Raw genomic sequence first — 25,233 nt, forward strand, 5'->3', positions numbered from 1 at the left:
TTCTCTCATTTAAAATCTGGATATGCTGAATTAAAGAAATAAAAATGCCTTTTAATGAATTATCTCAAAAGGCAAAAATTAGTAGCAACATTAGGAGCGAGCAAAGTGTATGGCACTGCCATCTTTCTTCTTTATAAACGTCAAAAATTCTGATGTCCTAAGAATTTTATATTATGGGACTTTATCATCATATATAGCGTTGCAAAATAGGCTTGAGTACCTTGAGAACGGTTTCTTTAAAAAAGCACTTAAATATGAAACATACAATCATGTTAAACAACGTACAGAGATACCAGTAGTTGCTCAAAATTTTCCAAAAGCACTTAATAGACTTTTTAAATAAGCAATGAAATCAGATCTTTTCAAAAGTAATCCAACTTTAGGAAAAACACCCTTTCTAAAAATAAAAGCGGCTTTTCAGTTTGGAAAGAAGAAAATGTCGAAAAATATTATCCAATGCTGATCTTTCGGCACTCATAAATATGTCTGAATTGACATTCTTCTATACACTTTGCATCATAGTAATACGCCGCTCACATTGGCGAGAAAAAGATAATATCATTTATCTCTATCCAATTCGAGCTCTACTTTCCACTATGAGAGAGCTGTATATTTTTTAGTATCTATAACATATTATTATCTATAAGATAAATGTATATAATTAATAGTTAAGTAAGCAGTAGTATTATGCTATCATGATGCAATTAATAATCATTGAATAATAACTTAATAATATCTATAGAACACATATTATTATAATAATGACTACCTATAATAACTCATATAAATAATAATATTTTAGCATGTCCATTAATATTTTAATTTTTAAGAATATTTTTATAAATATATCATAATTTTTATGTTTTTTATTATAATATCTATAATAAATAAATTTATATATATTTATTATGTAAAAAGTTTGATCAACTTTATTATTTATAATTGTATTAAAAAAATAATATTAATATCATTTTATAAAAATCATACGATAACCACGTGTTGTTTTATATATAACACATAATAAGATATTGCATAAATTTTTTTAAAAAATATTTTTGTAATTATTACTGTTACTTTTTTACAATAATGTTTATAAAAAAATACAGTTATATTTTTATATGTATTTTTATTATTGACTAAAAATACATATTGAAATATATAAATTATATATAGTGTGAGATACATAAACATTATGTATATTTCTTACATATATAACTTAAAAATATTTGAGGTAAAGTTATGATAAAAATATTTAAAAATTATATCTTAAGCATTTTTATAGCGAGCACTTTTTTTATTTCACAAACTGTAAATGTTAATGCAAACTATTTGAAAAATGATACTCCAAAAGAGGAACTTTCTGTTTTCCCAATGGAACAAGTAAAATATGCGACATCCGATGTAGTTTCTACGACTGCTTTCTATGTTCCATCTGTAAATTATCAAACAGAAAATGGAACAACTGGTGAAGGAAAATTAGAAAAGGTCGTTGAGCCTATAACTATAGGAATGGGACTATTGTTTACTGGATATGCAATGAGCTTTATAGGATCGATAATAAGTTGGATAAAGGACATAGTATTGATGTTCAAATAATTCAACCTCATCTAGAACTCTAGAATATTAGCTTCATTATGTGTCTATAATTTATTGTAAATAATTACATAATGAAGCTCATCTTTCTACAAAATATAAATGTTGTAGATTATATCCAAATATCCAAAGTATAAATTTACGCATATATATAGTATAAAATATTTGAGGTAAATTATGATTAAATTATTTAAAAATCATATATTAAGTATTTTCATTATGTCTGCCTTTTCTCTTTCTCAGGTTGTAAATGTACATGCAAACTCTTTGCAAAATAGTACTCATCGTGAGAATACTTTTGTTTCTGCAATAAAGCAGAAAAGAAAGGATGCAGTCCATACCGTTTCTCTCTATAGACCCAGTCTAAATCGTGGAGTGAGTAATGAAACTACTATTGAAGGAAAATTTGAAAAGGTCGTTGAACCTCTTACAATCGGGGCTTTTGGTATGGGGATGGCACTTGGATATGCATCAAGTACGATAGGCATGTTTTTAGGATGGATAATAAGTAAAATAATATCGTGTTTTAAATCTCGTTAGAATTGAAATTTCATCAGAATAAAACCTTCTCATATGAAATATAAACTATGGATATATTCTGTGTTGATCGATTGTTGATGACAAAAAACTAATGAATTATCACACTAAGAATGAAAAAAGCTTTAAATGCTTCTGTTTCTCTCAATGTGCACTAATTCTGCCGACGAATCTATTCAATTCAGATTAAAATAAAAGTAAAAGTAGTGGTGAAAAATTATGATTAAAGTATTGAAAACTTACGTATTAAATATTTTAATAGCAGTTTCTTTTTTGCTTTCACAAGTTATAAATGTTCATGCCAATCATTTGAACAATGATACTCAATGGGAAACTGTCTCTTTAATAGAACAAGGAAAGAAAAAAGCTATCGATATAGCGGCTCTTTATGTCCCAAGTTTCACTCATAAAGCAAAAAGTGAATCTGCCTTTGAAGGAAAATTTGAGAAAGTGTTTGAACCAATTACGCTAGGAATTTTTTCTACAGTAGGAGCTTTAGGTTTTGGATTCTTGACTGGATTTGTTATGTCCATATTTAGCGGGATAATCGGATGTGCAATAGGAAAAATTAAAGGAAAATAATTCAAAGATACTCAGTATTTTTTCTATTAAAAATGAGAATACTTTACAGCCTGCTTCACATCATTTAGCAGGCTGTTGTATGTTTTCTATGGATAAACTTTAAGTTACCATACTGTATAGCATAAATATAATATCTATTATTATACAAAATGATAAATTATGCTAAAAAAAGATTATGCAAAGTATAGATTTGCGCACGAAATGCCATAAAATTACCTTATAAATCTTCCAGTGTGAATTCTGAGATGTATCATTTTAACATTCGGTTTAGCAGATGTAATTGTTACAAAGTATTAAGAGCATAAAATAACTATGAATGATTGAGTTTTATACAAAAGTTCTTCAGTAACTACCATTCTATCTATTTAATTTTATTATTTTAGAAGGTGCACAAGTGAAGATACGTTGTAAAATTTAAGTGAGTGAATAATAGAGAGGAAATTTTCGTCTGCAACAGATTTTCTGTGAACATTTGACGTTTATATCTTAAAAATAAAAATGCTTAAGACTATTTCCTTTCATTATTGAGTTAAAAAGAAGAAAAGAAGCTCTATCCATTTAATAATTTAAATATTATGAAAAACGTGAAATAAATAACTTCACCAATTTGCCAGAAATAAAAAAAAGGATAAGACTTATGGAATATATCAGCACGAGAGGTGAAGCTCCTGCTTTAAGCTTTACGGAAACAATCATGACAGGGTTGGCAAGTGATGGGGGACTTTATTTGCCAGATAAATTTCCTCAGCTATCATTTGATGCGTTACGAGCACTTCGTGGTCAGTCCTATACAACAATTGCTAAAACTATTCTGTGGCCCTTTGTGAATAACGAAATCGAATATACAGCTTTTGAAAATATGATCGCTGAATCTTATGCAACCTTTCACCATCCAGCAATCTGTCCGTTACGACAAACTGGAGCAGATGAATTTATCCTTGAACTCTTTCATGGTCCTACTTTAGCTTTTAAAGATGTAGCAATGCAGTTTCTTTCTCGACTGATGGATTATGTTTTGACTGAAAAAAATAGATGTGCAACGATTATTGCTGCAACATCAGGTGATACAGGTGGAGCTGCGATACAAGCTTTTGCTGGAAAAGAACACTCAGATATTTTTATTTTATTTCCTAAAGGACGTGTATCACCTGTTCAACAACGGCAAATGACAACCAATCAATGTTCAAATGTTCATGCCATTGCCATTGAAGGAAATTTTGATGATTGCCAAGCCCTTGTCAAAGCAATGTTTAATGACCACAATTTTCGTACAAAAAGAGCACTTTCAGGTGTGAATTCTATAAATTGGGCGCGTATCATGGCGCAAATTGTTTACTATTTTTCATCTGCACTTTCTTTAGGAGCTCCTGATAGAGCTGTTTCATTTACTGTTCCTACTGGAAATTTTGGTGATATTTTTGCAGGTTATGTCGCAGCCCGTATGGGATTACCCATTGCTCAACTGGTCATCGCAACGAATGATAACGACATCCTTGTACGTACATTGACCAGTGGTACTTATGAAACACAACCAATAGTCCATACAACATCACCTTCTATGGATATTCAGGTCTCTTCTAATTTTGAACGTTTGCTCTTTGAAAGTGGCAATCGTGATCCAATCTGGATTCGCAATGCAATGGAAAACTTGAAAAAAACGGGGCTCTTTACTCTTGATGAAAAGCAACTCAAAAATATTCGTTCCCTATTTTCCGCCGGGAAAAGCAACATGGCTACAACAGCTCAAACAATTGATAGTGTCTATAAGGAAAGTGGCTATCTTGTTGATCCACATACAGCGGTTGCTCTTCAAGTAGCGCGTGAAAACAAAAAACCGCATATTCCAATGATCGTTCTTGCCACGGCTCATCCAGCTAAATTTCCTGATACGATTAAAAGCGCTTGTGGCCTTCATGCTCCATGGCCATCTCATCTCAATGATGTAATGAAACACGAAGAACATTTTATAAGTCTTGCTAATGATGAAAAAATAGTAAAAGATTATATTTCTTTAAAATCGCGTGCATCTTATTAAAGTTAGCTGCATTAATTTAAATCAAGAATATTCTAATACCTTTACAATGAGGTATTTAGCTTATTAATGGAGTTGTAAATACATGGATGTAGATATATGTCGCCTTAGTAATGGTTTGACTATCGCCACACATACAATGCAACAAATTGATAGTGTTGCCCTCGGGATATGGGTTAAAGTGGGCTCACGCAATGAAACCTCCACACAGCATGGTATTGCTCATCTTCTTGAGCATATGGCTTTTAAAGGAACCGAAAACCGCACTGCTTTTCAAATTGCAACCGATATTGAAGATGTTGGCGGTGAAATAAATGCTACAACCAGTATTGAAACAACAGCTTACTTTGCACGTGTACTTAAAAGCGATATCCCTCTTGCTATAGATATTTTAGCCGATATTTTAATGCATTCAAAATTTGACGACAATGAACTAGAACGAGAAAAACAAGTAATCTTTCAGGAAATTGGTGCTGCCCATGACACTCCTGATGATATTGTTTTTGATCATTTTACAGAAACAGCCTTTCGTCATCAATCCCTTGGGCGCTCTATTTTAGGAACAGCTAAAACTATTCAATCATTTACATCTACTGATCTCCATGATTTCATCAATAAACAATATAGTGCAGATCGTATGATTGTCGTTGCAGCAGGAGCTGTAAAGCACGAAAGTTTCGTGCGAGAAGTTGAAAGTCGTCTTGGTACTTTTCGCTCCCATTCAACCGCACCTCTTACTAATCTTGCAAATTATGTCGGTGGCGACTTTCGTGAATATCGCGATTTAATGGATACACAAGTTGTTCTAGGGTTTGAAGGACGCGCTTATCACGCGCGTGATTTTTATGCGGCCCAAATTCTTTCAATCATTCTTGGTGGTGGTATGTCTTCACGTCTTTTTCAAGAGGTAAGAGAGAAACGTGGATTATGCTATTCTATTTATGCTTTTCATTGGGGATTTTCAGATACTGGACTTTTTGGTGTTCACGCAGCTACCGGACAAGAAGGGCTCAAAGAACTTATTCCTGTGATTCTTGATGAACTTTCCAAGGTCAGCAAAAATATTCACGCCAATGAACTACAACGAGCACAAACGCAATATCGTGCGAACCTGACAATGTCACAGGAAAATCCTTCTAGTCAAGCACATCTCATTGCTCGCCAAATACTCCTTTATGGTCGACCAATTCCAATATCGGAAACAATTGAACGCCTCAATCTCATTACTCCTAAAAGATTAACTGATTTAGCACATCGTCTTTTTACAAACTCCACACCAACACTAACTGCTGTCGGACCTGTAGGACCCCTCATAAATTTTGATGATTTAACGTCAACTCTTTCATACAAGCTAAAGTAAAAACTTCTTTTCAAAGCAGCATCACAATAACATCACATATTTTATCATAAAATTTACCACAAAAGCTCTTCTCATTAAATAAGTTTTGGAAATATTGGGCAAAGAGGCGTACAAAACTACCCAATTCATACTTCATGTGATAAAGATTCTAATGAGTGAAGGTATATCCGTGAAATCTGGAAATTTATGGTTTAACTTTGCCCTTTTAAAATATAAAACTTCATTCGCTTCAAGTTCTATTGGAGCAAATGGGTATGTGGTTTATTTGTATATAAAATCACACAACTTAAGAAAAAGTGATAACAATTTATTATGTAAATAAATTATAAAAGGTGGACGTTTTTTCTCAAAAATCGAAATGAAAATTAAACATCCTAAAATATTGAGAGTGGGACATTGTGAAGAGTTTGCGTAAAATAATTGACATCATTTTCATTGTAGTCGTTAGTTCTTTTGTCCATCTTACATCAGCACAAGCAATTGAGCCAGTTAAAATTTCTTCTCAAGATGCTGCTCTTGATCTCTCAAAAGCAATTGAAATTCACCATACAAACAACTCTATTTTTCAAACAAGTACAGCGCCAGGACCAGATGGTATTGTATGGCGTATTGAAGTGCAGGCAAAAAATGAAAAATTTTCCGGAAATTGGGCAGTTTTTTCTCTTGCAAATCCAACAGATGAACAAGTTGATCGTCTCATTGTTGCCCCCCATTACCGCATGGCACGTTCTGGATTTTTTTGGCCAGACCTTGGATCAGCAAGGATTCAATCCATAACGCCAAGCGAAGGTTTTTCCCTCGATCGTCAACTTAGTGCAAACTCTGATATCTTTCGTATTACTCTTAACCCTGGTGCTGTTGTTACATTTGTGGCCGAACTTAACTCTGCAAATCTACCGCAAATCTATTTATGGCAACCTGAAGCTTATAAAGATGCAATTAATTCTTATACGCTTTATCATGGTATTCTTCTTGGGATATCAGGTCTCTTAGCGCTTTTGTTAACTGTTCTCTTCGTCGTCCGTGGAACAGGGCTGTTTCCTGCAACAGCTGCTGTTGCTTGGGCAGTGCTTTTTTATATTGGTATTGACTTCAACTTTTTAAATAAATTCTTTGCAGTTACACTCACAACACAACCAATCTGGCGTGCTGGTACAGAAGTAGCTCTTACTGCTACACTCTTCATTTTTCTTTTTACCTATCTCAGCCTTAACCGCTGGCATTATCATTTTAGTTACGGTGCTATCGCTTGGACCATTGCCTTTTGCAGTCTAGGAGCCTTTGCTATTTATGATCCCATCAGAGCAGCTGGAATTGCGCGTTTGTCTTTTGGCCTTACCGCTGTGCTTGGTATAATATTAATCATCTATTTCTCAATCAGAAGCTATGACCGCGCTATTATGCTTATTCCAACATGGTTGCTCATTAGCTTTTGGTGTGTTGGAGCCTATGCTTGCATAGCTGGACATTTAAACAATGATATTATCCAGCCAGCATTAGCGGGGGGATTAGTGCTCATTGTTCTTCTCATAAGCTTTACTGTCCTGCAACAAACTTTTTCTAATGACGCTTTCCATGAAGGAATATTTTCCGACCTGGAACAACAAGTACTCGCAGCAAAGGGTGCTGGAAATATTATTTGGGATTGGAATATCGAGCGTGACCGTATTGTTGTACATCCAAACATGGCAACCCTTTTTGGTACTGAAATTCATAACCTCAATGGACCTATGCGCAACTGGATTTCAGCCTTGCACCATGATGATCGTGAACGCTTTCAAGCTGTATTGGATATCATTCTTAAAAATAAAAAAGGGCGCATTGATCAAATTTTTCGTCTTTCTTCCGGTGGTGGTTATTATCATTGGTTTTCTCTTCGTGCACGTCCGGCTATGCAAAAAGATGGAAAAATCACACGTGTCATTGGAACCATTGTCAATATTACTAACCATAAAAAATCCGAAGAACGCTTATTGCATGATGCAATCCACGACAGCTTAACCGGACTTCCTAACCAACAAATTTTCTTTGATAGACTACAAAATTATACCTCTTTAGCGAAAGCAAATATCAAAATTAGACCGACTGTCTTTATGATTGATTTTGACAATTTTCGCCAAATTAATCGCAAATTAGGCATAGCAGTTGGGGATACTGTACTGCTTATAATCGCACGTCGTTTAAATCGTCTCATTAACTTTCAAGACACCTTATCGCGTCTTTCAGCAGACCGCTTTGCAATTATTTTACTTAGTGAAACCGAACCACAAAAAATTGCAGCATTTGCAGATCATTTGCACAAAACAATTTCAGCACCTATTTCACTTTCAGAAAACAAAATAATCCTTTCAACCTCTATCGGATTGGTTACATGGAGTGAAAGCCGATCGACGGCTAAAGATATTTTTAATGATAGTGAATTAGCGATGATTCGCGCAAAACAAATGGGTGGAAACCATATTGAACCTTTTCGTCCTAATTTTCGCACTTTGGGTCTCGAACATAATACTCTGGAGAAAGATGTTCATTATGCCATAAAACGTAATGAGATGAAAATCCTCTACCATCCTATTCTTAATTTATCAGACGGACATATTATTGGTTTTGAAACAATTGTAGAATGGCATCATCCCACTTATGGAAATTTAAATGTCTCTGATTTCATAAAAATCGTAGAAAATGAACAAATTGTTATGGATTTGTCACAGTTTATCATCGATAATGCCATTATTGATCTTATAAATGTACAAGAAAAGTTTTCCCAACAATCTTTCTTTATTTCAATTAATTTACCAAGCGCAGAAATGATTCATCCTCGTTTTATCAGTCAATTGCGTGCCGCTTTGCTTCGCCATCCGCTCCACAAAGGGCGTCTGATGATTGAAATATCTGAATTTGTCTTAAGAAATAATCCTGAACAATCAGCGCACTTTCTTGAACAAATTAAAACACTGGGAATGAATCTCGCACTCGATAATTTTGGAACAGGTTATTCGTCTCTGACCTATCTCGTACGTTATCCATTTGATATGGTTAAACTTGATCGTTCACTTATCTCAATCGACTCTCTTAAGAAGAAAATTGTTCTAAAGTCTATCATTAATATGGCAACAGATCTTAATTTGCAAATTATCGCAGAAGGTGTTGAAAATGAAAAAGAAGCAATCTTTCTTCGTCAAGAAGGCTGTAAATATGTTCAAAGTACACTTGTGACGAAACCGATTGCCATAGAAGAATTAATTACACTCGTTCAGAGCCATTTCCCTTATAAAATAAAAACATAATGGATAAAATAACGTGTAAAGTTAAAAAGCTTAGAAAAAACTCTACGCGTGTCCCATTTCAGAAGCAAGATAAGTTGGATCGATACCCATGCGTGTTAAACTTTTATCATACTTGCAGCTTAAATCGCTTTCAAAAAGAAAACTAGGTGATGTAGAACTGATTAGCCAACCATTTGTAGAAATTTCTGCCTCAAGTTGCCCCGCTTTCCATCCAGCATAGCCTAATGCGACCAGTGCATGTTGCGGACCTTGTTCGCAACTGATCGCTTTTAATATATCAATTGTCGCAGTAAAACAGATCTTATCTGCAATAAAAACAGTTTCTTCACAAGCATAATCATCTGAATGAAGGACAAAACCACGCAAAGGATCAACAGGACCACCATAGCGAACTGGAAACTGTTTTATTGGTTCAGAAAGACTTTTTTTTTGGCCACTGTCTATGACTCCCAAATGAAGCAAAAGCTCTGGAAAATCAATATGATGCAATTGATTAAGAATGATGCCCATCGCACCGGCATTAGAATGCGCACAAATATAAATAACAGAACGAATAAAGCGTTTGTCATTCATCCCAGGCATTGCTATGAGTAATTGTCCACCTAAAAAGCCATTACACCGCTTCATTAATCTGTTATTCTCCATAATTTACATGATAAAAGTTTGTTCATTTAGCACACTAGGAAAATAAAACTCCAATGAAAAAAAGTCGTATATTTACACATTTACAAAATATCGCAACTTTCTTTTATAAAAAGCTTTTCGTTACTTTAAGCTTAACATTCATAGTTTTAGAATTACTTAACATTCCTGTAAATGCTCAAACAGAACAAAAACTCCAGCTTTTCGCAACATCTTGGTATGAATCAGATGGTGGTCGTATCCGATTAGCGATCACTGAACCTTCTCTTTCTGGAATAAGAGAAGGCATTATTGAAATTGAGCTTAAACCAGGATGGAAAACTTACTGGCGTAATCCAGGTAATTCTGGCATGGCACCATTTTTTAATTTCAACCAACAGATTTCTTATGAAATCTTTTATCCTACTCCACAGCTTTTTGAAACAGAAAATGATTGGTCATTAGGTTATAAAGATAAAGTAATATTGCCCTTCAATCTTTCTGGTTCAAGCAAAAATTTAAGTGGTGCTTTCACTCTTGGATTATGTAATCAAATCTGTCTTCCATTTACTATTAACTTTGATTTTTCGCCATCTGCTCTTAAAAATAAACATCTTCCTGCTTCCTTCTTAAAAAAGGCGCAAGATTCTTTGCCCCGCATGATGCAGAATGCACTAAAAATAAGTGCCGAAAAAAATAACAGTACCCTTCTTATAAAAATACAAAATAACAACAAAACTACACCTTCCTCTCTCTTTTTAGATGGAGGAGAAATGCAAATTGGAGCAGCAAGAAAAGTCAGTGATAACGCAGAATATACACTCTTCAGTGCTCCACTCTATTTCGCACCAGAAGAAATAAACCAAAAAATTTTTTATACAGTTTCTTTTAAAGATCACGCCTTAAGTGGAACATTCATATTCCATACGCAGCCAACCCCGCTTGCGACTCCGTGATAAAAGAAAAAGCTCCCAAACAGCAATTATGCTGGAAAACGTCCATTTTCACGATATTGAGTAATTGCTTTGCGAGCAAGGGCATCTGCGCGTTCATTTTCTGGATGTCCCGCATGCCCTTTTACCCAGTGCCATCTGACTGTATGACAAGAACTAGCATCCTCAAGAGCTTGCCATAGCTCCATATTTTTAACAGGACTTTTTGATGCGGTGCGCCAATTATTCTTTTTCCAATCTTCAATCCACTTAGATATACCGTTACGCACATAAACTGAGTCTGTATAAAGATCGACCAAACAGGGCTCTTTAAGCGCCTTTAATGCACAAATAGCCGCCATGAGTTCCATTTGATTGTTTGTCGTATGAATCTTACCGCCATAAAGCTCCCGTTCATGACCATTCCAGCGTAAAATTGCCCCCCATCCTCCAATTCCAGGGTTCCCTGAGCAAGCACCATCTGTATAAATTTCAACGACTTTTTGTTGAGTTGCCATAAAATTTAAAAACCTAATTCACTTAGCGAATTTACATTACTGAAAAAACAAAGCTTGTGCCAATACTCCCATGGATCTTTCTTAATAACAAAGCTATTAGGCGGTGTATTAAACCAATCATATAGACGTGTGAGTAAGAAACGTAGAGACGCACCACGAGCTAATAAAACCATCTTGTCCAATTCTAAAGGGATCAATGGTCTTATTTTTTGATAACTTTCCAATAACTTACGTGCTTTGGTAAGATTATAGGAATGATCAGGCTCAAAGCACCAAGCATTTAAACAGATCGCTAAATCATAAGCAAAAAAGTCATTACAAGCAAAATAGAAATCTATCATCCCAGAAAGACGATGATTCACAAAAAAGACGTTATCATTAAATAGATCTGCATGAATAATGCCTATTGGTAAATTGAACGGCCAATTTTTCTGTAAAAAAGCCAATTCCAACTCAATTTTTTGTCCAAATTCTTTTAACAATGCATCTTCTTTGGTTTGACAATGTTGCCACAAGACCTTCCAATCCATAACAGAAAGAGTATTTTTACGACTAAGTGTAAAATCCTGTCCTGCTAAATGTAATTGTGCGAGCCCCATCCCCACTTCGCCACAATGATCTATATTGGGCTGGCGGATCCACTCTCCTTCCAGAAAAGTAATAATAGCGGCAGGACGTCCTGCTAATTCACAGATCATCATTCCATCATTTTGAATAACAGGTTGAGGACAAGGAATTCCACGCTGTCCTAAATGCTGCATCAAGCGACAAAAAAAAGGTAAATCATCTTTTGAAATACGCTTTTCATAAAGTGTTAAAATAAATCGCCCTTGTGTTGTCTCTAACATAAAATTAGAATTTTCAATCCCCTCCTCTATACCTTGATAAGACAAAAGTGATCCTATTGCATAACGTGTTAAAAACACTTTTAAATCATTTGGGTGAATATCTGTATAAACGGCCATTATTCTGCTTTCGTTGTAGATATGTTTGTATTCTGATTTTCATTTTTTGCATTATTTGCTTGACCATTGACGAAAGCCATATCTTGAGACGTTAAAATGACGTCACGTAATTCGCGACTCACTAAAAATTTTTCCGTTTCTACCGCTGTTTCAGCTAATTCTATTGTGACATCATAACGCTCACGAAATGCTGAAATAATTTCATCAATAATAATTTCAGGAGCCGAAGCCCCTGCTGAAAGACTGACAATAGAAAGAGATTTTAGGTTTTCAAAATTAATTTCATCAGCGCGCTGAACTAAAATAGCTTGCCGCGCACCAGACTTTTCGGCAACCTCTACTAAACGTCGTGAATTAGAAGAATTTGGTGCTCCAACAATCAAAAACAAATCGCTCCCCTTTGCCGCTGCTTTAACCGCATCTTGTCGATTCGTTGTAGCATAGCAAATTGACTCAGCCGCTGGGGCTGCTAATGTAGGAAAACGTTGTTGTAATATATCGATAATTCCTGCAGTATCTTCAACAGAAAGCGTTGTTTGTGTCACAAATCCTAATTTATCTGGATCATTGGGTTGATAATGCAAAGCATCTTCTATCGTTTCAATAAGCGTCACAGCCCCTTCTTCAAGCTGTCCCATTGTCCCTATCACCTCAGGATGACCAGCATGACCAATCAATATAACATGACGACCATGACGTTGATGTCGTATCGCTTGTTTATGCACTTTCGAGACCAACGGACATGTTGCATCGAGATAAAACAAATTATAGCATCGCGCTTCTTCTGAAACAGATTTTGGTACACCATGAGCAGAAAAAACAACCGGTTGATTGCGATGTTCTTCTGGAATCTCATCAAGTTCTTCGACAAAAACAGCTCCCCGTTGCTGTAATCCCTCAACCACGTAGCGGTTGTGTACAATTTCATGACGAACATATACTGGAGCACTATATTTTTTTAATGCAAGCAGAACAATCTGGATAGCACGATCAACCCCTGCACAAAATCCACGTGGACCACAAAGACGTATCGTTAAAGGGGGAAGTCCAGACATAAATCATCCTTAATCTCTATAGTTTTAGCTATATATTCAAACAACCTATTATTATACATGAATAAGCAATGTAAAAAAACGCGCAATATCATCTTTTGCATAAGAACAGACTCTATCGTGTTTTCTTACAGAATTTTCTTGAAGAAAAGCTCTTTTTAAATTTGCTTTTTCATTTTATTTGCCTAAAGAGCGATAAAATACCAAACAAGAGATTCAATCAAAAGAACTCCAAAGATAGCTGCCAAATAGAGTAACGAAAAGAAAAACGTTTTTTTGGCCATCAAAATAGTTTCATTATGTGTATCAGCTTTCCATAAACGATAGGCAAAATAAATAAAGATAATGCTTAAAATTGTTGAAAAAATAGCATAAAAAATTCCGCCAAGACCAATAAAGCAAGGAGCAGCAGCACATAATGCCATCAAAATAGTATAAAATAAAATCTGTTTTTTTGTTGAATGTTCACCTCGTACATTAGGCATCATAGGGATGCCTGCAGCCTCATAATCAAGAGATGAAAATAAAGAAAGAGACCAAAAATGGGGGGGGGTCCACATAAAAATGATCAAAAATAATAAAAAGCTATCAATACTCACTGTCCCTGTTGCCGCGGCCCATCCAATCATTGGTGGAAAAGCCCCAGAAGCACCACCAATAACAATATTTTGTGGTGTGATACGCTTTAACCAAATTGTATAGATAACGACATAAAAGAAAATCGTAAAAGCAAGAAAAAATGCCGCAAACCAATTAATGAAGCTCCCCATAACCAATACCGAGAGCATAGAAAGAACCATGCCAAAAATAAATGCCTTTTGAGAGCTGATTTTACCCATGGGAATGGGACGCTTTTTAGTCCGTTCCATCACAGCATCAATGTCAGCATCATACCACATGTTCAGTGCTCCCGCACCACCGCCACCAGCAGCAATACATAAAATTGCTAAAAAACCATACCACGGATTGATAGGAACAGGAGACACCATCAAACCAACTAAAGCCGTAAAGATCACAAGAGACATAACACGTGGCTTTAATAATGTGATATAATCACTAATAGTGGATTTTGGTGGCGTTGATTTACCATTCACAACCGATAACTTTTCTGAAACTGACATTCCACTCAAAGCCCTTTTCCATTTCTGTCATTCACAAACCCAATATTATCTGACAAATATTATCTAGCGTATGGAAATGACCAATTAAGACCAATCGTATTTTTGAGAAAATATGAAATATCTCTTTCGCACGTATACCCTAAAAGTAGATGAAAATACTGGCAATAAAAACACATTTTTTCAATCAACGTTCTTTCCCATATTACAAGTGTATCATAAAAATATATCCTATGAATTAATATATTTGGGTAAATACTGATTTTGTGTTATAGTTTTTTATAGGGAATTCATTTTTTATGTAAATCTATGCATGGTTGTGAGTGTTAAGTCGGATAGGATTTTCTGTGATACTTTATAAATTACTCAAAAAAACTTTTTTTATTGGCACTGTTTTTTACACACTTTATAGTAGTTTTATCAGTCATGCATTTGCACAAACACCCTATGCGCAAAGTGTCCCTGCTCCACAAACCTATGGTGCATGGACAAAAGTTTGTTCTCTACCACCAGGTACACCTAACATGCAGTGTGAAGTTGTACAAAACGTTCACACACAAGGGCGTCAAGATATTACCTTGCGCGTTACATTTTATAAACTTCCTCAAAAGCAAGGTGCCTTGATGCGTGTTTTTGTTCCGATTCGCGTTGAATTACGTCCTGGCGTTGGAATTAAAATTGACGATAAAAATATGGGCAGAATGGAATATCGTCGTTGTCTTGGTGATAATTGTGTTGCTGAAGCCTTTCTTAAAGAAGACATATTGCAGCTCTTTTTAAAAGGAAAAATGGCAACCTATCTTATCTTTACAACTCCGGAACAAGGGATTGGAGGTTTTGTTGACCTTCATGGTCTTGGCGACGCCTATGCAACCTTACCAACATGAGTGAAATCAATACACTTTAAACGATTGAAATTTCATCGTATATTTTGAAAGATTCTTAAAATTAGATTGATAAAAATCTTCTAAGCCCCCATAAAAATAGGATAATTCTTATGAAATCGCTGATTGATCATTTTGATATTGCTTCCTCTAAAGTGCAATCACTTGTACAGGAAACACTTCATCATGCTGATGATGGTGAGCTTTACCTTGAGTACACAGAAAGCGAAGCTCTTTTATTTGATAATGGGCAGCTTAAAAACGGCTCATTTCATCAAGATATGGGATTTGGACTACGCGTTGTTGCTGGAGAGGCTACTGGATATGCTCACTCTAGTGAGTTATCAGCTGCTGCACTCAAACGTGCCAGTGAAGCTGCTAAAGCTGTTACCTATAATAATCATGCAGGGCCTTATAGTATAGCACCTCAACAAACAAACAAAAGACTTTATCAACCGCATAATCCCCTTGATGCTCCATCATTTGAAGAAAAAAGTGCTCTTTTGCAAAAAATTGATGCCTATTTACGTGCTAAAAATGATAAATTGCATCAAGTGACTGTTTCTCTTTCCGGCTCGCTACAACATGTTGAAATTTTACGTGCAGATGGTTATTTGGTTCGTGATATTCGTCCCCTTGTGCGACTTTCTATATCTGTGGTCGTAGCTGAAGGCAATCGACGTGAAAATGGTTTTTATGGGTGTGGAGGGAGACAAGCATTTAACCAATTTATTCATGAAGACAATTGGAAGAAAGCTGCAGATGAAGCCTTACGTATGGCTTTAACAAATTTAGAAGCAGAAGCAGCACCTGCTGGATCTTTTGATGTTGTCTTAGCCAACGGATGGCCTGGTGTTATGCTCCATGAAGCTGTAGGTCATGGTTTAGAAGGTGACTTTAACCGTAAAAAAACATCCGCTTTTGCTGGACTTTTAGGACAACAAGTTGCAGCAAAAGGTGTTACAGTTGTTGATGACGGAACAATTCCACAATGCCGTGGCTCTCTCACTGTTGATGATGAGGGGACCCCTTCAGGATATAACGTTCTCATTGAAGATGGAAAGCTCGTTGGTTTTATGCAAGACAGGCTTAATGCACGGCTTATGGGAGGTAAATCAACTGGAAATGGACGGCGTGAATCTTATGCTTATGCACCAATGCCACGAATGACCAATACAATCATGCTAGGAGGAGATAAAACACCTGAAGAAATCCTTTCTTCACTTAAAAGTGGTATCTATGCTGTTTCATTTGGTGGAGGACAAGTTGATATTACTTCTGGAAAATTCGTCTTTGAATGTACTGAAGCATACCGAGTAGAAAATGGTAAAATTTGTGCACCAATCAAAGGGGCAACTCTTATTGGAAATGGACCGGATGCTATGAAACGTATCACAATGATTGGTAATGATAGTAAACTAGATAATGGTATTGGTATGTGTGGAAAAGCTGGCCAAAATGTCCCTGTTGGTGTTGGCCAACCTCACCTTCGAATCAATAATATGACAATCGGTGGAACTGCGCTTATAGAGGAATAAGCTTGCTCATTCCTTCCCCGTATTGCCTCCTTCTCGTCTATTACGACCATTTTGTGAGGGGGTACAATGCATTGATTTATAAAGATAATCTAGCGTTATTCATATTGTATTAGAACCTTGAATACCGTAAGATTCTCTCATTTTAAATCTGTGTCTGTTGAACCAATCAAAATCATTCGTTTATACATTACAGGCAGGGAGAGTTATATGGATAAAAACTGTACAAGAAAGAACTAAAGATTCTTCTTATGGACCGTCTCAAGTACCAAGAATTTTAGAAACATTGGGAGATGGCAAATATAACGATGGAACAGGCTTATTCAGACACATATTCTTCGTAATCCATTCGTCTTTTTTGTGGTTTTTTTGTGTGGGGTAACTTGTCTTTTATATTTCATAATAAAAAAGCACTTTCTACATTCAGTGCTCTTAGATCAACGAGAAAAAGGTTATTATTATAGATAAATTTTGGAGAGATTTTATAATAATACTCAGGTAAACTTTTAAAAAAAATTAGGCTAAAGTTTCCAACCTTTCTTTTTTTTCTTTTTGCTCAAAACAGCAACAATTTCGACATGTGGTGACCATAAAAATTGATCGATCGGTATGATTTTTTCTACTGTATACCCCCCTGCAACAAGAAGAGATAAATCACGAGCAAATGTAGTAGGATTACAAGAAATTGCCACAACACGTGATACTGTTGTCTTCGCTAATTCACGTACTTGTTGCTCTGCACCAGCACGGGGAGGATCAAAAACAACACTCTCAAAACATTCAAGTTCCTTTACAGAAAGGGGATGTCGGAAAAGATCACGTTTTTCACAAGTGACCGTTTTTAAACCAGTCGCAAAACGTGCTGCTGTATTTAGATTTCTTAATGCATCTTCATTATTTTCTACTGCATGAACATTCATCTTTTTTGCCATACGCAAGGTAAATGTTCCTACCCCTGAAAACAAATCAACAGCATTCTTTGCTTTTTTTAAATGAGTCAAAATAATATTGCCCATTATATTTTCCGCTTCACAAGTTGCTTGCAGAAAACCACCAGAAGGAAATTCAACACGGACATCTCCAAAGTAAATCTCTGGTTTTTCTCGTTCAACCAAAACTTCACCGTCAACAGATAAACGTATAATCCCATATGAAAGAGCAGCACTGATCATTTTCTGACGAAGTGATTCATGGTATATAATGCAACCGCTTAAAGCAACATCTAAACCATTTTCAACACATGTTATCGTAACATGAAACCGTTTGGCAGAGTTCTTTAGAAAAGCACAGAGCTCTCTGATATTATGCAACTGAGAAATAAGCTCTGGACGGCTTACTGGGCATTCCTCAAGAGCTACAATCTCATGAGAGAGATAACGGTTAAAACCAACTTTTTGCCCCTGTGGGGTCATGGATGCTGTTAGAGTAATCCGCCGTCGGCTATAAGGTTTACATTCTATTAAAGGCGCAACAACATTATTAAGTCCATACTTTTTAAGCGCCTCAACAACCAATTGTTGTTTCCATACGCGATAAGCATCCATATGCCAATGCTGAAGAGTACACCCTCCACATTCTCCAAAATGCTGACAAAGAGTATCAATGCGTTCTGATGATTTTTCTTTTAATGCTATATATGTTGCATATTTTCCATGAACAGTAATTTCAGCACACTCTCCTGGTAAAGTAAAAGGAACAGAAACGAAGCCGTGAGACGTCTTAGCAATACCATAACCATTTGCTCCGATATGATCGATTATGACATTGTCATTCACTCTTGTTTTTCTCCGAATAGTAAATATTCCACGTTGCCATCACCACCTGTAATAGGGGAAGAAATTAAACCTTTTGCACTCCACCCTGTTTGTGTATTTAACCAAACAAAAAGCGCCTCAGCAGTTTCTTTAGCACTTGATGGACTTAATATTCCTCCCTTACTAAAATGTTTACGACCAACCTCAAACTGAGGCTTTACCAGTAAAACAGCTTGGGCACCCTTCTTGGCTAAAGACAAAACAGGAGGCAATGCAAGTTTGAGAGAAATAAAGCTAACATCTGAAACGATAAGATCAATTTCTCGCCCACCTAAATGTTCCTGTTTAAAATCTCTGACATTCAAGCCTTCTAATAACGTTATAGCACTGTTGCCCAATAAACGTTTATCAAATTGATGATGCCCAACATCAACAGCAATGACATGATCTGCTCCACGCTCTAAGAGAACTTGCGTAAAACCACCTGTTGATGCACCAACATCAATGGCTGTCACTTTATCTGTTATAATTGGAAATGCATCAAGTGCAGCAATCAATTTTAACGCTGCCCGAGAAACATAATTCTGCGCTGGATCACAAACGGTAATCTCTGCATCATCAAAAACGATTTGCCCAGCTTTAAAAACGATTTCTCCGTTAACTTTAACAGTTTGGCGCATAACAGCATCACGTGCGCGTGAACGTGTCTTAAAAAAGTTTTTTTCAACTAAAAGAATATCGAGTCTTTTTCTGGCAGCCATCTCATACTCGAATTTTTTATCCTGTTCGAATCTCGCGGTCCAAAGCTGTAAAAACCGTGTTGACAATGCCCATAGCATCAAGCCCGATACGTGAAAGAACTTTTTCTGGTGAGCCGTGATTCAAATATTCATCTGGAAGTTGTAGTGTACGAACTTTCAAACCATGCTCTAAGAGCCCTTCTTGCGCTAAAAATTGTAATATGTGCGCTCCAAATCCACCGATTGCCCCCTCTTCAATTGTCACCAATACCTCATGCTCACGTGCCAAACGACGCATCAAATCCTTATCTAAAGGTTTTGCAAACCGTGCATCTGCAACCGTTGTAGATAACCCTTCAACCTCCAACGCATCAGCAGCTTGCAACACTTCTGACATCCGCGTTCCAAAACAAACCAAAGCGATCTTATTCCCTTCACGCAGAACGCGCCCTTTTCCAATTTCTAATAACTCACCACGTTGCGGTAAATCTATACCAATCCCCTCACCACGCGGATAACGAAAAGAAATGGGTCCCTGATCATAAGCTGCAGCTGTACGCACCATATGCATCAATTCAAGCTCATCAGAAGGTGCCATAACAACAAACTCAGGAAGAGTGGACAAAAAAACAATATCAAAACTTCCAGCATGTGTTGCGCCATCTGCCCCCACAAAACCTGCTCGGTCAATAGCAAAACGTACCGGTAATTTTTGAATTGATACATCATGAATAATTTGATCATAAGCACGCTGTAAAAAAGTAGAATAAATTGCAACAAAAGGCTTATACCCTTCACAAGCAAGTCCTGCCGCAAAAGTTACGGCATGTTGCTCAGCGATACCAACATCAAACATTTTTTCAGGAAATTTTTTCGCAAAAGAATCAAGACCTGTCCCTGTTGGCATCGCTGCTGTTATGCCAACAATCTTATCATCATGGTGAGCTTCTTCTATTAAAGCTTTAGAAAATACCTTGGTATAGGGTAGAATATTACTTGATGCTTTTACCTGTTTTCCTGTCGTGACATCAAAACGATTAACACCATGATATTTATCAGACGAGGCCTCTGCAGGTGGATATCCCTTTCCCTTATGGGTTACAACATGCACCAAAACAGGACCGTTAGGATATTCACGAACATTTTTAAAAACAGGCAATAAATGCCCCAAATTGTGCCCATCTATGGGTCCAACATAATAAAAGCCAAGCTCATCAAATAAAGTTCCCCCAACCAAAAGGCCACGCGCAAATTCCTCTGAACGACGGGCCTTATCCAAAAAAAACTTTGGCAATTTTTCGCTCAACATCTTTACGCGTTCACGCAAATGACGATAAGAAGGACGAGACACTAATCGTGCAAGATGTGCACTCATAGCACCTGTAGGTGGTGCTATAGACATATCGTTATCATTAAGAACAACAATCAAGCGCGCATTCAAAACACCAGCGTTGTTCATTGCTTCATATGCCATACCCGCAGACATTGCACCATCACCAATGACAGTTATGATATTGCGTCTTGTCTCTGCTTTCAAAGCACTTGCCACCGCCATGCCAAGCCCCGCTGAAATAGAAGTAGATGAATGCCCCGCTCCAAATGGATCATACACACTTTCTGAACGTTTTGTAAAACCAGATAATCCGCCCTCTTGACGTAATGTGCGAATTTTTTCTCTACGCCCCGTTAAAATCTTGTGTGGATAGGTTTGATGACCAACATCCCAAATAATCCTATCCTCTGGTGTATTAAAAATATAATGTAATGCAACAGTGAGCTCAACAACACCAAGTCCCGCCCCAAGATGACCACCTGTTACAGAAACCGCATCAATTGTTGCTGTCCGCAACTCATCAACCAACTGTACCAAATCAGACTCATGCAATGCCCGCAAATCTTGCGGAAAACAAACACGGTCAAGCAATGGTGTTAGGACCTGAGACAAAAAAAATCCTTTCTATTATCTTAACTCAAGAAAACGCAACGAAATACATCTTCTCTACTCTTATTTACAGTTTTGCATCTTTTTTTACTGAAAAATGCTCTTTTCTATTGAGATGAACTATAATTTCCTCATTTTTAAATTATTATATAAAAAAGAAATCAATAAATTTTTCTGTTTATAAACTAAGGTTATTGCATCTCTTAAGTCCCACAATAAATATCCAAAAAGATTTAATATTATTTAGCATCAAGTGGTTCTACTCCTTCTGGAGAACCTTCTTCTGAAAACTGGATTTTTTCAACTTTAGCTTCAGCAACTCTTAAGAGTTTTTCACAATGCTTTTTAAGCGCTTCACCGCGTTCATAAATATCAATGGATTGTTCCAAAGGCACATCGCCACGTTCCAAATTTTCGACAATAACTTCAAGTTGCTTAAGCGCTTGCTCGAAACTTAAGGTCGTAATATCTCCCTCTTGTATCTCTTTTTTCATATGAACCTCAAAAAATATCTGTTCTGGATATACGAATTCCAAAACCTTCCAAACCTACATAATGGCGCTCTTTAGAAGCATAAACAATAACAGAGCCTATTCCTAAATATTTTAAAATTTGTGATCCTAAACCAATTTTGCGCCATTCTTCTTCGCGTTCAATCGCCTGCACATGGTTTTCTGAACTGTCTCTTGCCATGTTTTGAATATCAATAGTTGATTGTATAACAGATCCTTCACGCAAATAAATAAATACGCCACGTTTTTCTTTTTCCATCATACGCCGCATCATCACCATAATATCTGAAGTTTGACAAAAAACGTCATTTATAATGTTTTCATGATGTAAATACACAGGAATATCCTCCCCCTCACGGACATCACCAAAAACAATTGCAATATGCTGAACGGCTTCCCAAGGGAGTTGATAACTTTGAATAATAGCGGGACCTACAAATGTTTCAATAGGCATTTCTCCAACATTTTTGATCAATATTTCCTTACGTTGGCGGTAAGCAATTAAATCTGCAACCGTTATAATATGCAACCGATGTTCTTGCGCAAATTTCATAATCTGATCGCCATGTTTAACGCTTCCATCATCATTAACTAACTCACCGATAACACCAACCGGCGGCAAATTAGCTAATTTACATAAATCAACAGCCGCCTCTGTGTGACCTGAACGCATGAGCACCCCCCCTTCATGCGCAATCAAAGGAAAAACATGCCCTGGACGAACAAAATCATCCGCACTTGCATTTGAATTCGCAAGATTACGTACAGCTAATGTACGGTCATGTGCTGAGATCCCTGTTGTTATGCCGTGTTTAAAATCAACAGTAACCGTAAATTGTGTCCCATGTGCAGAGTTATTATCTGGTACCATAGGAGAAAGATTAAACCGTTTTGCTTCTGTTTTTGGCATAGGTGTGCACACAATACCTGTTGTGTGACGAAGAATAAACGCCATCTTTTCTTCTGTACAATGCGCTGCAGCAACAGTTAAATCACCTTCATTTTCACGGTCATCATCATCTGTTACCACAACAATTTCACCGTGTTCAAAAGCTTTAAGTGCAGAAACAATTTTTTTTTCATCATACGCCATTGTTCACCTTCTCAATCACCCAACTTGACCGCGATGTCTTAGATAATGGTCAGCAATAGCACAAGCAACCATCGCTTCACCAACAGGAACGGCACGGATCCCAACACATGGATCATGACGCCCCTTTGTTATAACGTTTATATCATGACCATCAACATCAATAGAGCGACGAGGTGTTAAAATTGATGAAGTAGGCTTTACAGCAAAACGTGCAACAATTGGCTGTCCACTCGATATTCCCCCTAAAATACCTCCCGCATGATTTGATAAAAAAAGCGGTTTTCCATCATTTCCCATTCGCATTTCATCGGCATTTTCTTCTCCACTCAAGCGGGCTGCCGCAAAACCATCACCAATTTCCACACCTTTTACCGCATTAATCGACATAAGTAACGAGGCAATATCTTGATCAAGCTTTGCGTAAATAGGGGCTCCTAAACCTGCCGGAACATTTTCTGCAACGATCTCAACAACCGCTCCAACAGATGTCCCCTCTTTACGGAGTTTACTGATATAATCACTAAAAATGTGAACCATCTCTGCATCAGCTGTAAAAAAAGGATTATTATCAACCTCTGACCAATCCCAACGATCACGATTAATATTATGAGGACCAATTGCTATCACTGCTCCTCGTACAATCAAACCAGGAACGATTTTACGAGCAAATGCACCAGCTGCAACACGTGCTGCCGTCTCCCGTGCCGAAGCACGTCCCCCGCCTCGAAAATCACGAATGCCATATTTAATATCATAAGTATAATCCGCATGTCCTGGACGATACTGATGGGCAATCGAGCTATAATCCTTCGAACGCTGATCTGTGTTTCGAATCAACAGAGAAATTGGTGTACCTGTTGTCACCAATGTCGTCCCATCGTCTTGAACAACAACTCCTGAAAGGACCTCTACTTTATCTGGTTCTCGGCGCTGCGTTGTATATTTTGATTGTCCTGGTTTGCGTTTATCAAGATAAGCTTGAACTTCTGCAAGAGTAAAAATAATTCCAGGTGGACAACCATCAATGACACAACCAAGAGCAGCACCATGACTTTCACCCCATGTTGTTACACGAAACAAATGACCAAATGTATTATGCGACATGAAAAAGATCCGTTTCTCTGTCAAATATTACAACGACAACGCATGTTGTATGCTATACACAAGGTAGCTCTTTGCGCTCAAATACTCTTAGCCACTTTAAATTTGGTCAAATTACTGCTGTCCAATAAAATCCTATAAACCAAACTTTATTCTTTAACGACAGAAATGTCTGGTGCATCAACGGCTTTCATACCTATGATATTATAACCCGAATCGACATGATGGACTTCACCAGTAACAGAACGAGACAAATCTGAAAGAAAATAAAGCGCAGAATCACCAACCTCTTCAATTGTTACCGTACGACGTAATGGAGCATTATATTCATTCCATTTTAAAATATAACGAAAATCACCAATACCAGAAGCTGCTAACGTTTTAATGGGTCCAGCAGATATAGCATTAACACGAATATTTTGAGGACCTAAATCTACCGCTAAATATTTCACGCTCGCTTCAAGAGCCGCTTTAGCAACCCCCATTACATTATAATTTGGAACAACCTTTTCTGCTCCATAATAGGTCAGTGTCAAGATTGAACCACCATCTGGCATCAATTTTTCTGCACGCTTCGTTAGAGCCGTTAGGGAATAAACGGAAATATTCATGGTCATCATAAAATTTGATTCGCTGATATCAATATAACGACCACTTAATTCATCTTTATCAGAAAAACCAATAGCATGAACTAAAAAATCGAGTTTTCCCCATTTCTTCTCTATTTCTTTAAAGACCGTATCAATAGAGACACTGTCAGAAACATCACAATGTCCACAAACAAACCCCTTTAATTCTTCAGCCAAAGGCTCAACACGCTTTTTCATTGCTTCACCCTGATAGGTAAAAGCAAGCTCTGCCCCTGCGCTACTTGCCGCTTTAGCGATTCCCCAAGCGATGGAGCGATTATTGGCCAACCCCAAAATTAAACCACGCTTACCGTACAATAAACCATTACCCTTAGCCATCAGCACTGCCCCATTGTTACTTAAAATTAATATTATTCATCTGCCTATGACACAGGTCAACTTTTTCTTCAAGCAATTGGTTTAAAATCAAACAAAAACTACGCTTTTAT

General features: G+C 36.7%; 22 protein-coding genes. 10 read left to right on the plus strand and 12 right to left on the minus strand.

Annotated features, from left to right (window positions below; genetic code table 11):
• Nucleotides 1–109 precede the first annotated feature (109 nt).
• From ACFILN_RS00220 to ACFILN_RS00250, 7 genes are all read left to right on the plus strand, one after another.
• A complete protein-coding gene (locus tag ACFILN_RS00220) occupies nt 110–343 on the plus strand; it encodes a hypothetical protein (protein ID WP_273791557.1) in 234 nt (77 codons plus the stop codon).
• 896 nt (nt 344–1,239) lie between these two features.
• Nucleotides 1,240–1,596, plus strand: coding sequence for a hypothetical protein (locus tag ACFILN_RS00225; RefSeq protein WP_273791363.1), 357 nt, complete (start codon nt 1,240–1,242; stop codon nt 1,594–1,596).
• A 174-nt stretch (nt 1,597–1,770) separates the two neighbouring features.
• Complete coding sequence (locus ACFILN_RS00230) at nt 1,771–2,133, plus strand: hypothetical protein (RefSeq protein ID WP_273791362.1); 363 nt, start codon at nt 1,771–1,773, stop codon at nt 2,131–2,133.
• Nucleotides 2,134–2,349: 216 nt separating this feature from the next.
• Nucleotides 2,350–2,712 carry a hypothetical protein gene (locus ACFILN_RS00235; RefSeq protein WP_273791361.1) on the plus strand — a complete coding sequence of 121 codons (363 nt, stop codon included), beginning with the start codon at nt 2,350–2,352 and terminating at the stop codon, nt 2,710–2,712.
• Nucleotides 2,713–3,349: 637 nt separating this feature from the next.
• Nucleotides 3,350–4,747, plus strand: a complete 1,398-nt coding sequence (gene thrC, locus ACFILN_RS00240) for a threonine synthase (RefSeq protein WP_273791360.1) — start codon at nt 3,350–3,352, stop codon at nt 4,745–4,747.
• Nucleotides 4,748–4,829: 82 nt separating this feature from the next.
• Nucleotides 4,830–6,104 carry a M16 family metallopeptidase gene (locus ACFILN_RS00245; RefSeq protein ID WP_375631389.1) on the plus strand — a complete coding sequence of 425 codons (1,275 nt, stop codon included), beginning with the start codon at nt 4,830–4,832 and terminating at the stop codon, nt 6,102–6,104.
• 398 nt (nt 6,105–6,502) lie between these two features.
• Complete coding sequence (locus ACFILN_RS00250; RefSeq protein WP_375631388.1) at nt 6,503–9,388, plus strand: EAL domain-containing protein; 2,886 nt, start codon at nt 6,503–6,505, stop codon at nt 9,386–9,388.
• Nucleotides 9,389–9,430: 42 nt separating this feature from the next.
• Here the strand turns inward: ACFILN_RS00250 and ACFILN_RS00255 are convergent, their stop codons facing one another.
• Nucleotides 9,431–10,015, minus strand: coding sequence for a YqgE/AlgH family protein (locus tag ACFILN_RS00255; protein WP_375631387.1), 585 nt, complete (start codon nt 10,013–10,015; stop codon nt 9,431–9,433).
• A 71-nt stretch (nt 10,016–10,086) separates the two neighbouring features.
• On the opposite strand from ACFILN_RS00255, the gene ACFILN_RS00260 reads away from it, so the two are divergent.
• Nucleotides 10,087–10,965: a protein-disulfide reductase DsbD domain-containing protein gene (locus ACFILN_RS00260; protein ID WP_375670606.1), complete on the plus strand. Its 879-nt coding sequence runs from the start codon at nt 10,087–10,089 to the stop codon at nt 10,963–10,965.
• A 26-nt stretch (nt 10,966–10,991) separates the two neighbouring features.
• Here ACFILN_RS00260 and rnhA read toward each other — a convergent pair whose 3' ends face one another.
• The 4 genes from rnhA to cyoE all read right to left on the minus strand — a co-directional run bounded on the left by rnhA (nt 10,992) and on the right by cyoE (nt 14,597).
• Nucleotides 10,992–11,459 carry a ribonuclease HI gene (gene rnhA, locus ACFILN_RS00265; protein ID WP_375637427.1) on the minus strand — a complete coding sequence of 156 codons (468 nt, stop codon included), beginning with the start codon at nt 11,457–11,459 and terminating at the stop codon, nt 10,992–10,994.
• A gap of 5 nt (nt 11,460–11,464) precedes the next feature.
• A complete protein-coding gene (locus ACFILN_RS00270; protein WP_375667977.1) occupies nt 11,465–12,424 on the minus strand; it encodes a homoserine kinase in 960 nt (319 codons plus the stop codon).
• Nucleotides 12,424–13,479 carry a 4-hydroxy-3-methylbut-2-enyl diphosphate reductase gene (gene ispH, locus ACFILN_RS00275; RefSeq protein ID WP_375631385.1) on the minus strand — a complete coding sequence of 352 codons (1,056 nt, stop codon included), beginning with the start codon at nt 13,477–13,479 and terminating at the stop codon, nt 12,424–12,426. The genes ACFILN_RS00270 and ispH overlap by 1 nt, the downstream gene beginning before the upstream one ends.
• A 182-nt stretch (nt 13,480–13,661) precedes the next feature.
• Nucleotides 13,662–14,597, minus strand: a complete 936-nt coding sequence (gene cyoE / locus ACFILN_RS00280) for a heme o synthase (protein WP_273791365.1) — start codon at nt 14,595–14,597, stop codon at nt 13,662–13,664.
• A 344-nt stretch (nt 14,598–14,941) separates the two neighbouring features.
• Here cyoE and ACFILN_RS00285 point away from each other — a divergent pair, with 344 nt between their 5' ends.
• Nucleotides 14,942–15,481 carry an invasion associated locus B family protein gene (locus tag ACFILN_RS00285; protein ID WP_375670608.1) on the plus strand — a complete coding sequence of 180 codons (540 nt, stop codon included), beginning with the start codon at nt 14,942–14,944 and terminating at the stop codon, nt 15,479–15,481.
• A 110-nt stretch (nt 15,482–15,591) separates the two neighbouring features.
• Entirely contained in the window at nt 15,592–17,016 is a 1,425-nt protein-coding gene (gene tldD, locus ACFILN_RS00290; protein WP_273791351.1) for a metalloprotease TldD, read from the plus strand.
• A 518-nt stretch (nt 17,017–17,534) separates the two neighbouring features.
• On the opposite strand, the gene ACFILN_RS00295 is transcribed toward tldD, so the two are convergent.
• The 7 genes from ACFILN_RS00295 to fabI form a co-directional block, all read right to left on the minus strand.
• Nucleotides 17,535–18,788 carry a class I SAM-dependent RNA methyltransferase gene (locus tag ACFILN_RS00295; protein WP_375670609.1) on the minus strand — a complete coding sequence of 418 codons (1,254 nt, stop codon included), beginning with the start codon at nt 18,786–18,788 and terminating at the stop codon, nt 17,535–17,537.
• On the minus strand, nt 18,785–19,528 hold the full coding sequence (locus tag ACFILN_RS00300; protein WP_375643156.1) for a TlyA family RNA methyltransferase: 744 nt from the start codon (nt 19,526–19,528) through the stop codon (nt 18,785–18,787). Before ACFILN_RS00300 ends, ACFILN_RS00295 begins: the two co-directional genes overlap by 4 nt.
• A 16-nt stretch (nt 19,529–19,544) precedes the next feature.
• Nucleotides 19,545–21,452 (minus strand): 1-deoxy-D-xylulose-5-phosphate synthase, encoded by a 1,908-nt coding sequence (dxs, locus tag ACFILN_RS00305; RefSeq protein ID WP_273791348.1) that lies wholly within the window; start codon nt 21,450–21,452, stop codon nt 19,545–19,547.
• A 236-nt stretch (nt 21,453–21,688) separates the two neighbouring features.
• On the minus strand, nt 21,689–21,943 hold the full coding sequence (locus ACFILN_RS00310; protein WP_273791347.1) for an exodeoxyribonuclease VII small subunit: 255 nt from the start codon (nt 21,941–21,943) through the stop codon (nt 21,689–21,691).
• A gap of 7 nt (nt 21,944–21,950) precedes the next feature.
• Nucleotides 21,951–23,054, minus strand: a complete 1,104-nt coding sequence (gene ribB / locus ACFILN_RS00315) for a 3,4-dihydroxy-2-butanone-4-phosphate synthase (RefSeq protein ID WP_375631382.1) — start codon at nt 23,052–23,054, stop codon at nt 21,951–21,953.
• Nucleotides 23,055–23,069: 15 nt separating this feature from the next.
• A complete protein-coding gene (gene aroC, locus ACFILN_RS00320) occupies nt 23,070–24,158 on the minus strand; it encodes a chorismate synthase (RefSeq protein ID WP_375631381.1) in 1,089 nt (362 codons plus the stop codon).
• Between the two features lie 146 nt (nt 24,159–24,304).
• Complete coding sequence (fabI, locus tag ACFILN_RS00325; RefSeq protein ID WP_273791344.1) at nt 24,305–25,123, minus strand: enoyl-ACP reductase FabI; 819 nt, start codon at nt 25,121–25,123, stop codon at nt 24,305–24,307.
• Nucleotides 25,124–25,233: the final 110 nt, after the last annotated feature.

The organism is Bartonella sp. CL434QHHD (assembly GCF_042195145.1).
In the GTDB taxonomy this organism is placed as follows: domain Bacteria; phylum Pseudomonadota; class Alphaproteobacteria; order Rhizobiales; family Rhizobiaceae; genus Bartonella.

Coding starts and splice junctions, on each gene's coding strand:
- ACFILN_RS00220 (WP_273791557.1), top strand. CDS start 110: ATGGCACTGCCATCTTTCTTCTTTATAAACGTCAAAAATTCTGATGTC.
- ACFILN_RS00225 (WP_273791363.1), top strand. CDS start 1,240: ATGATAAAAATATTTAAAAATTATATCTTAAGCATTTTTATAGCGAGC.
- ACFILN_RS00230 (WP_273791362.1), top strand. CDS start 1,771: ATGATTAAATTATTTAAAAATCATATATTAAGTATTTTCATTATGTCT.
- ACFILN_RS00235 (WP_273791361.1), top strand. CDS start 2,350: ATGATTAAAGTATTGAAAACTTACGTATTAAATATTTTAATAGCAGTT.
- thrC (WP_273791360.1), top strand. CDS start 3,350: ATGGAATATATCAGCACGAGAGGTGAAGCTCCTGCTTTAAGCTTTACG.
- ACFILN_RS00245 (WP_375631389.1), top strand. CDS start 4,830: ATGGATGTAGATATATGTCGCCTTAGTAATGGTTTGACTATCGCCACA.
- ACFILN_RS00255 (WP_375631387.1), bottom strand. CDS start 10,015: ATGAAGCGGTGTAATGGCTTTTTAGGTGGACAATTACTCATAGCAATG.
- ACFILN_RS00260 (WP_375670606.1), top strand. CDS start 10,087: ATGAAAAAAAGTCGTATATTTACACATTTACAAAATATCGCAACTTTC.
- rnhA (WP_375637427.1), bottom strand. CDS start 11,459: ATGGCAACTCAACAAAAAGTCGTTGAAATTTATACAGATGGTGCTTGC.
- ACFILN_RS00270 (WP_375667977.1), bottom strand. CDS start 12,424: ATGGCCGTTTATACAGATATTCACCCAAATGATTTAAAAGTGTTTTTA.
- ispH (WP_375631385.1), bottom strand. CDS start 13,479: ATGTCTGGACTTCCCCCTTTAACGATACGTCTTTGTGGTCCACGTGGA.
- cyoE (WP_273791365.1), bottom strand. CDS start 14,597: ATGTCAGTTTCAGAAAAGTTATCGGTTGTGAATGGTAAATCAACGCCA.
- tldD (WP_273791351.1), top strand. CDS start 15,592: ATGAAATCGCTGATTGATCATTTTGATATTGCTTCCTCTAAAGTGCAA.
- ACFILN_RS00300 (WP_375643156.1), bottom strand. CDS start 19,528: ATGGCTGCCAGAAAAAGACTCGATATTCTTTTAGTTGAAAAAAACTTT.
- ACFILN_RS00310 (WP_273791347.1), bottom strand. CDS start 21,943: ATGAAAAAAGAGATACAAGAGGGAGATATTACGACCTTAAGTTTCGAG.
- ribB (WP_375631382.1), bottom strand. CDS start 23,054: ATGGCGTATGATGAAAAAAAAATTGTTTCTGCACTTAAAGCTTTTGAA.
- aroC (WP_375631381.1), bottom strand. CDS start 24,158: ATGTCGCATAATACATTTGGTCATTTGTTTCGTGTAACAACATGGGGT.
- fabI (WP_273791344.1), bottom strand. CDS start 25,123: ATGGCTAAGGGTAATGGTTTATTGTACGGTAAGCGTGGTTTAATTTTG.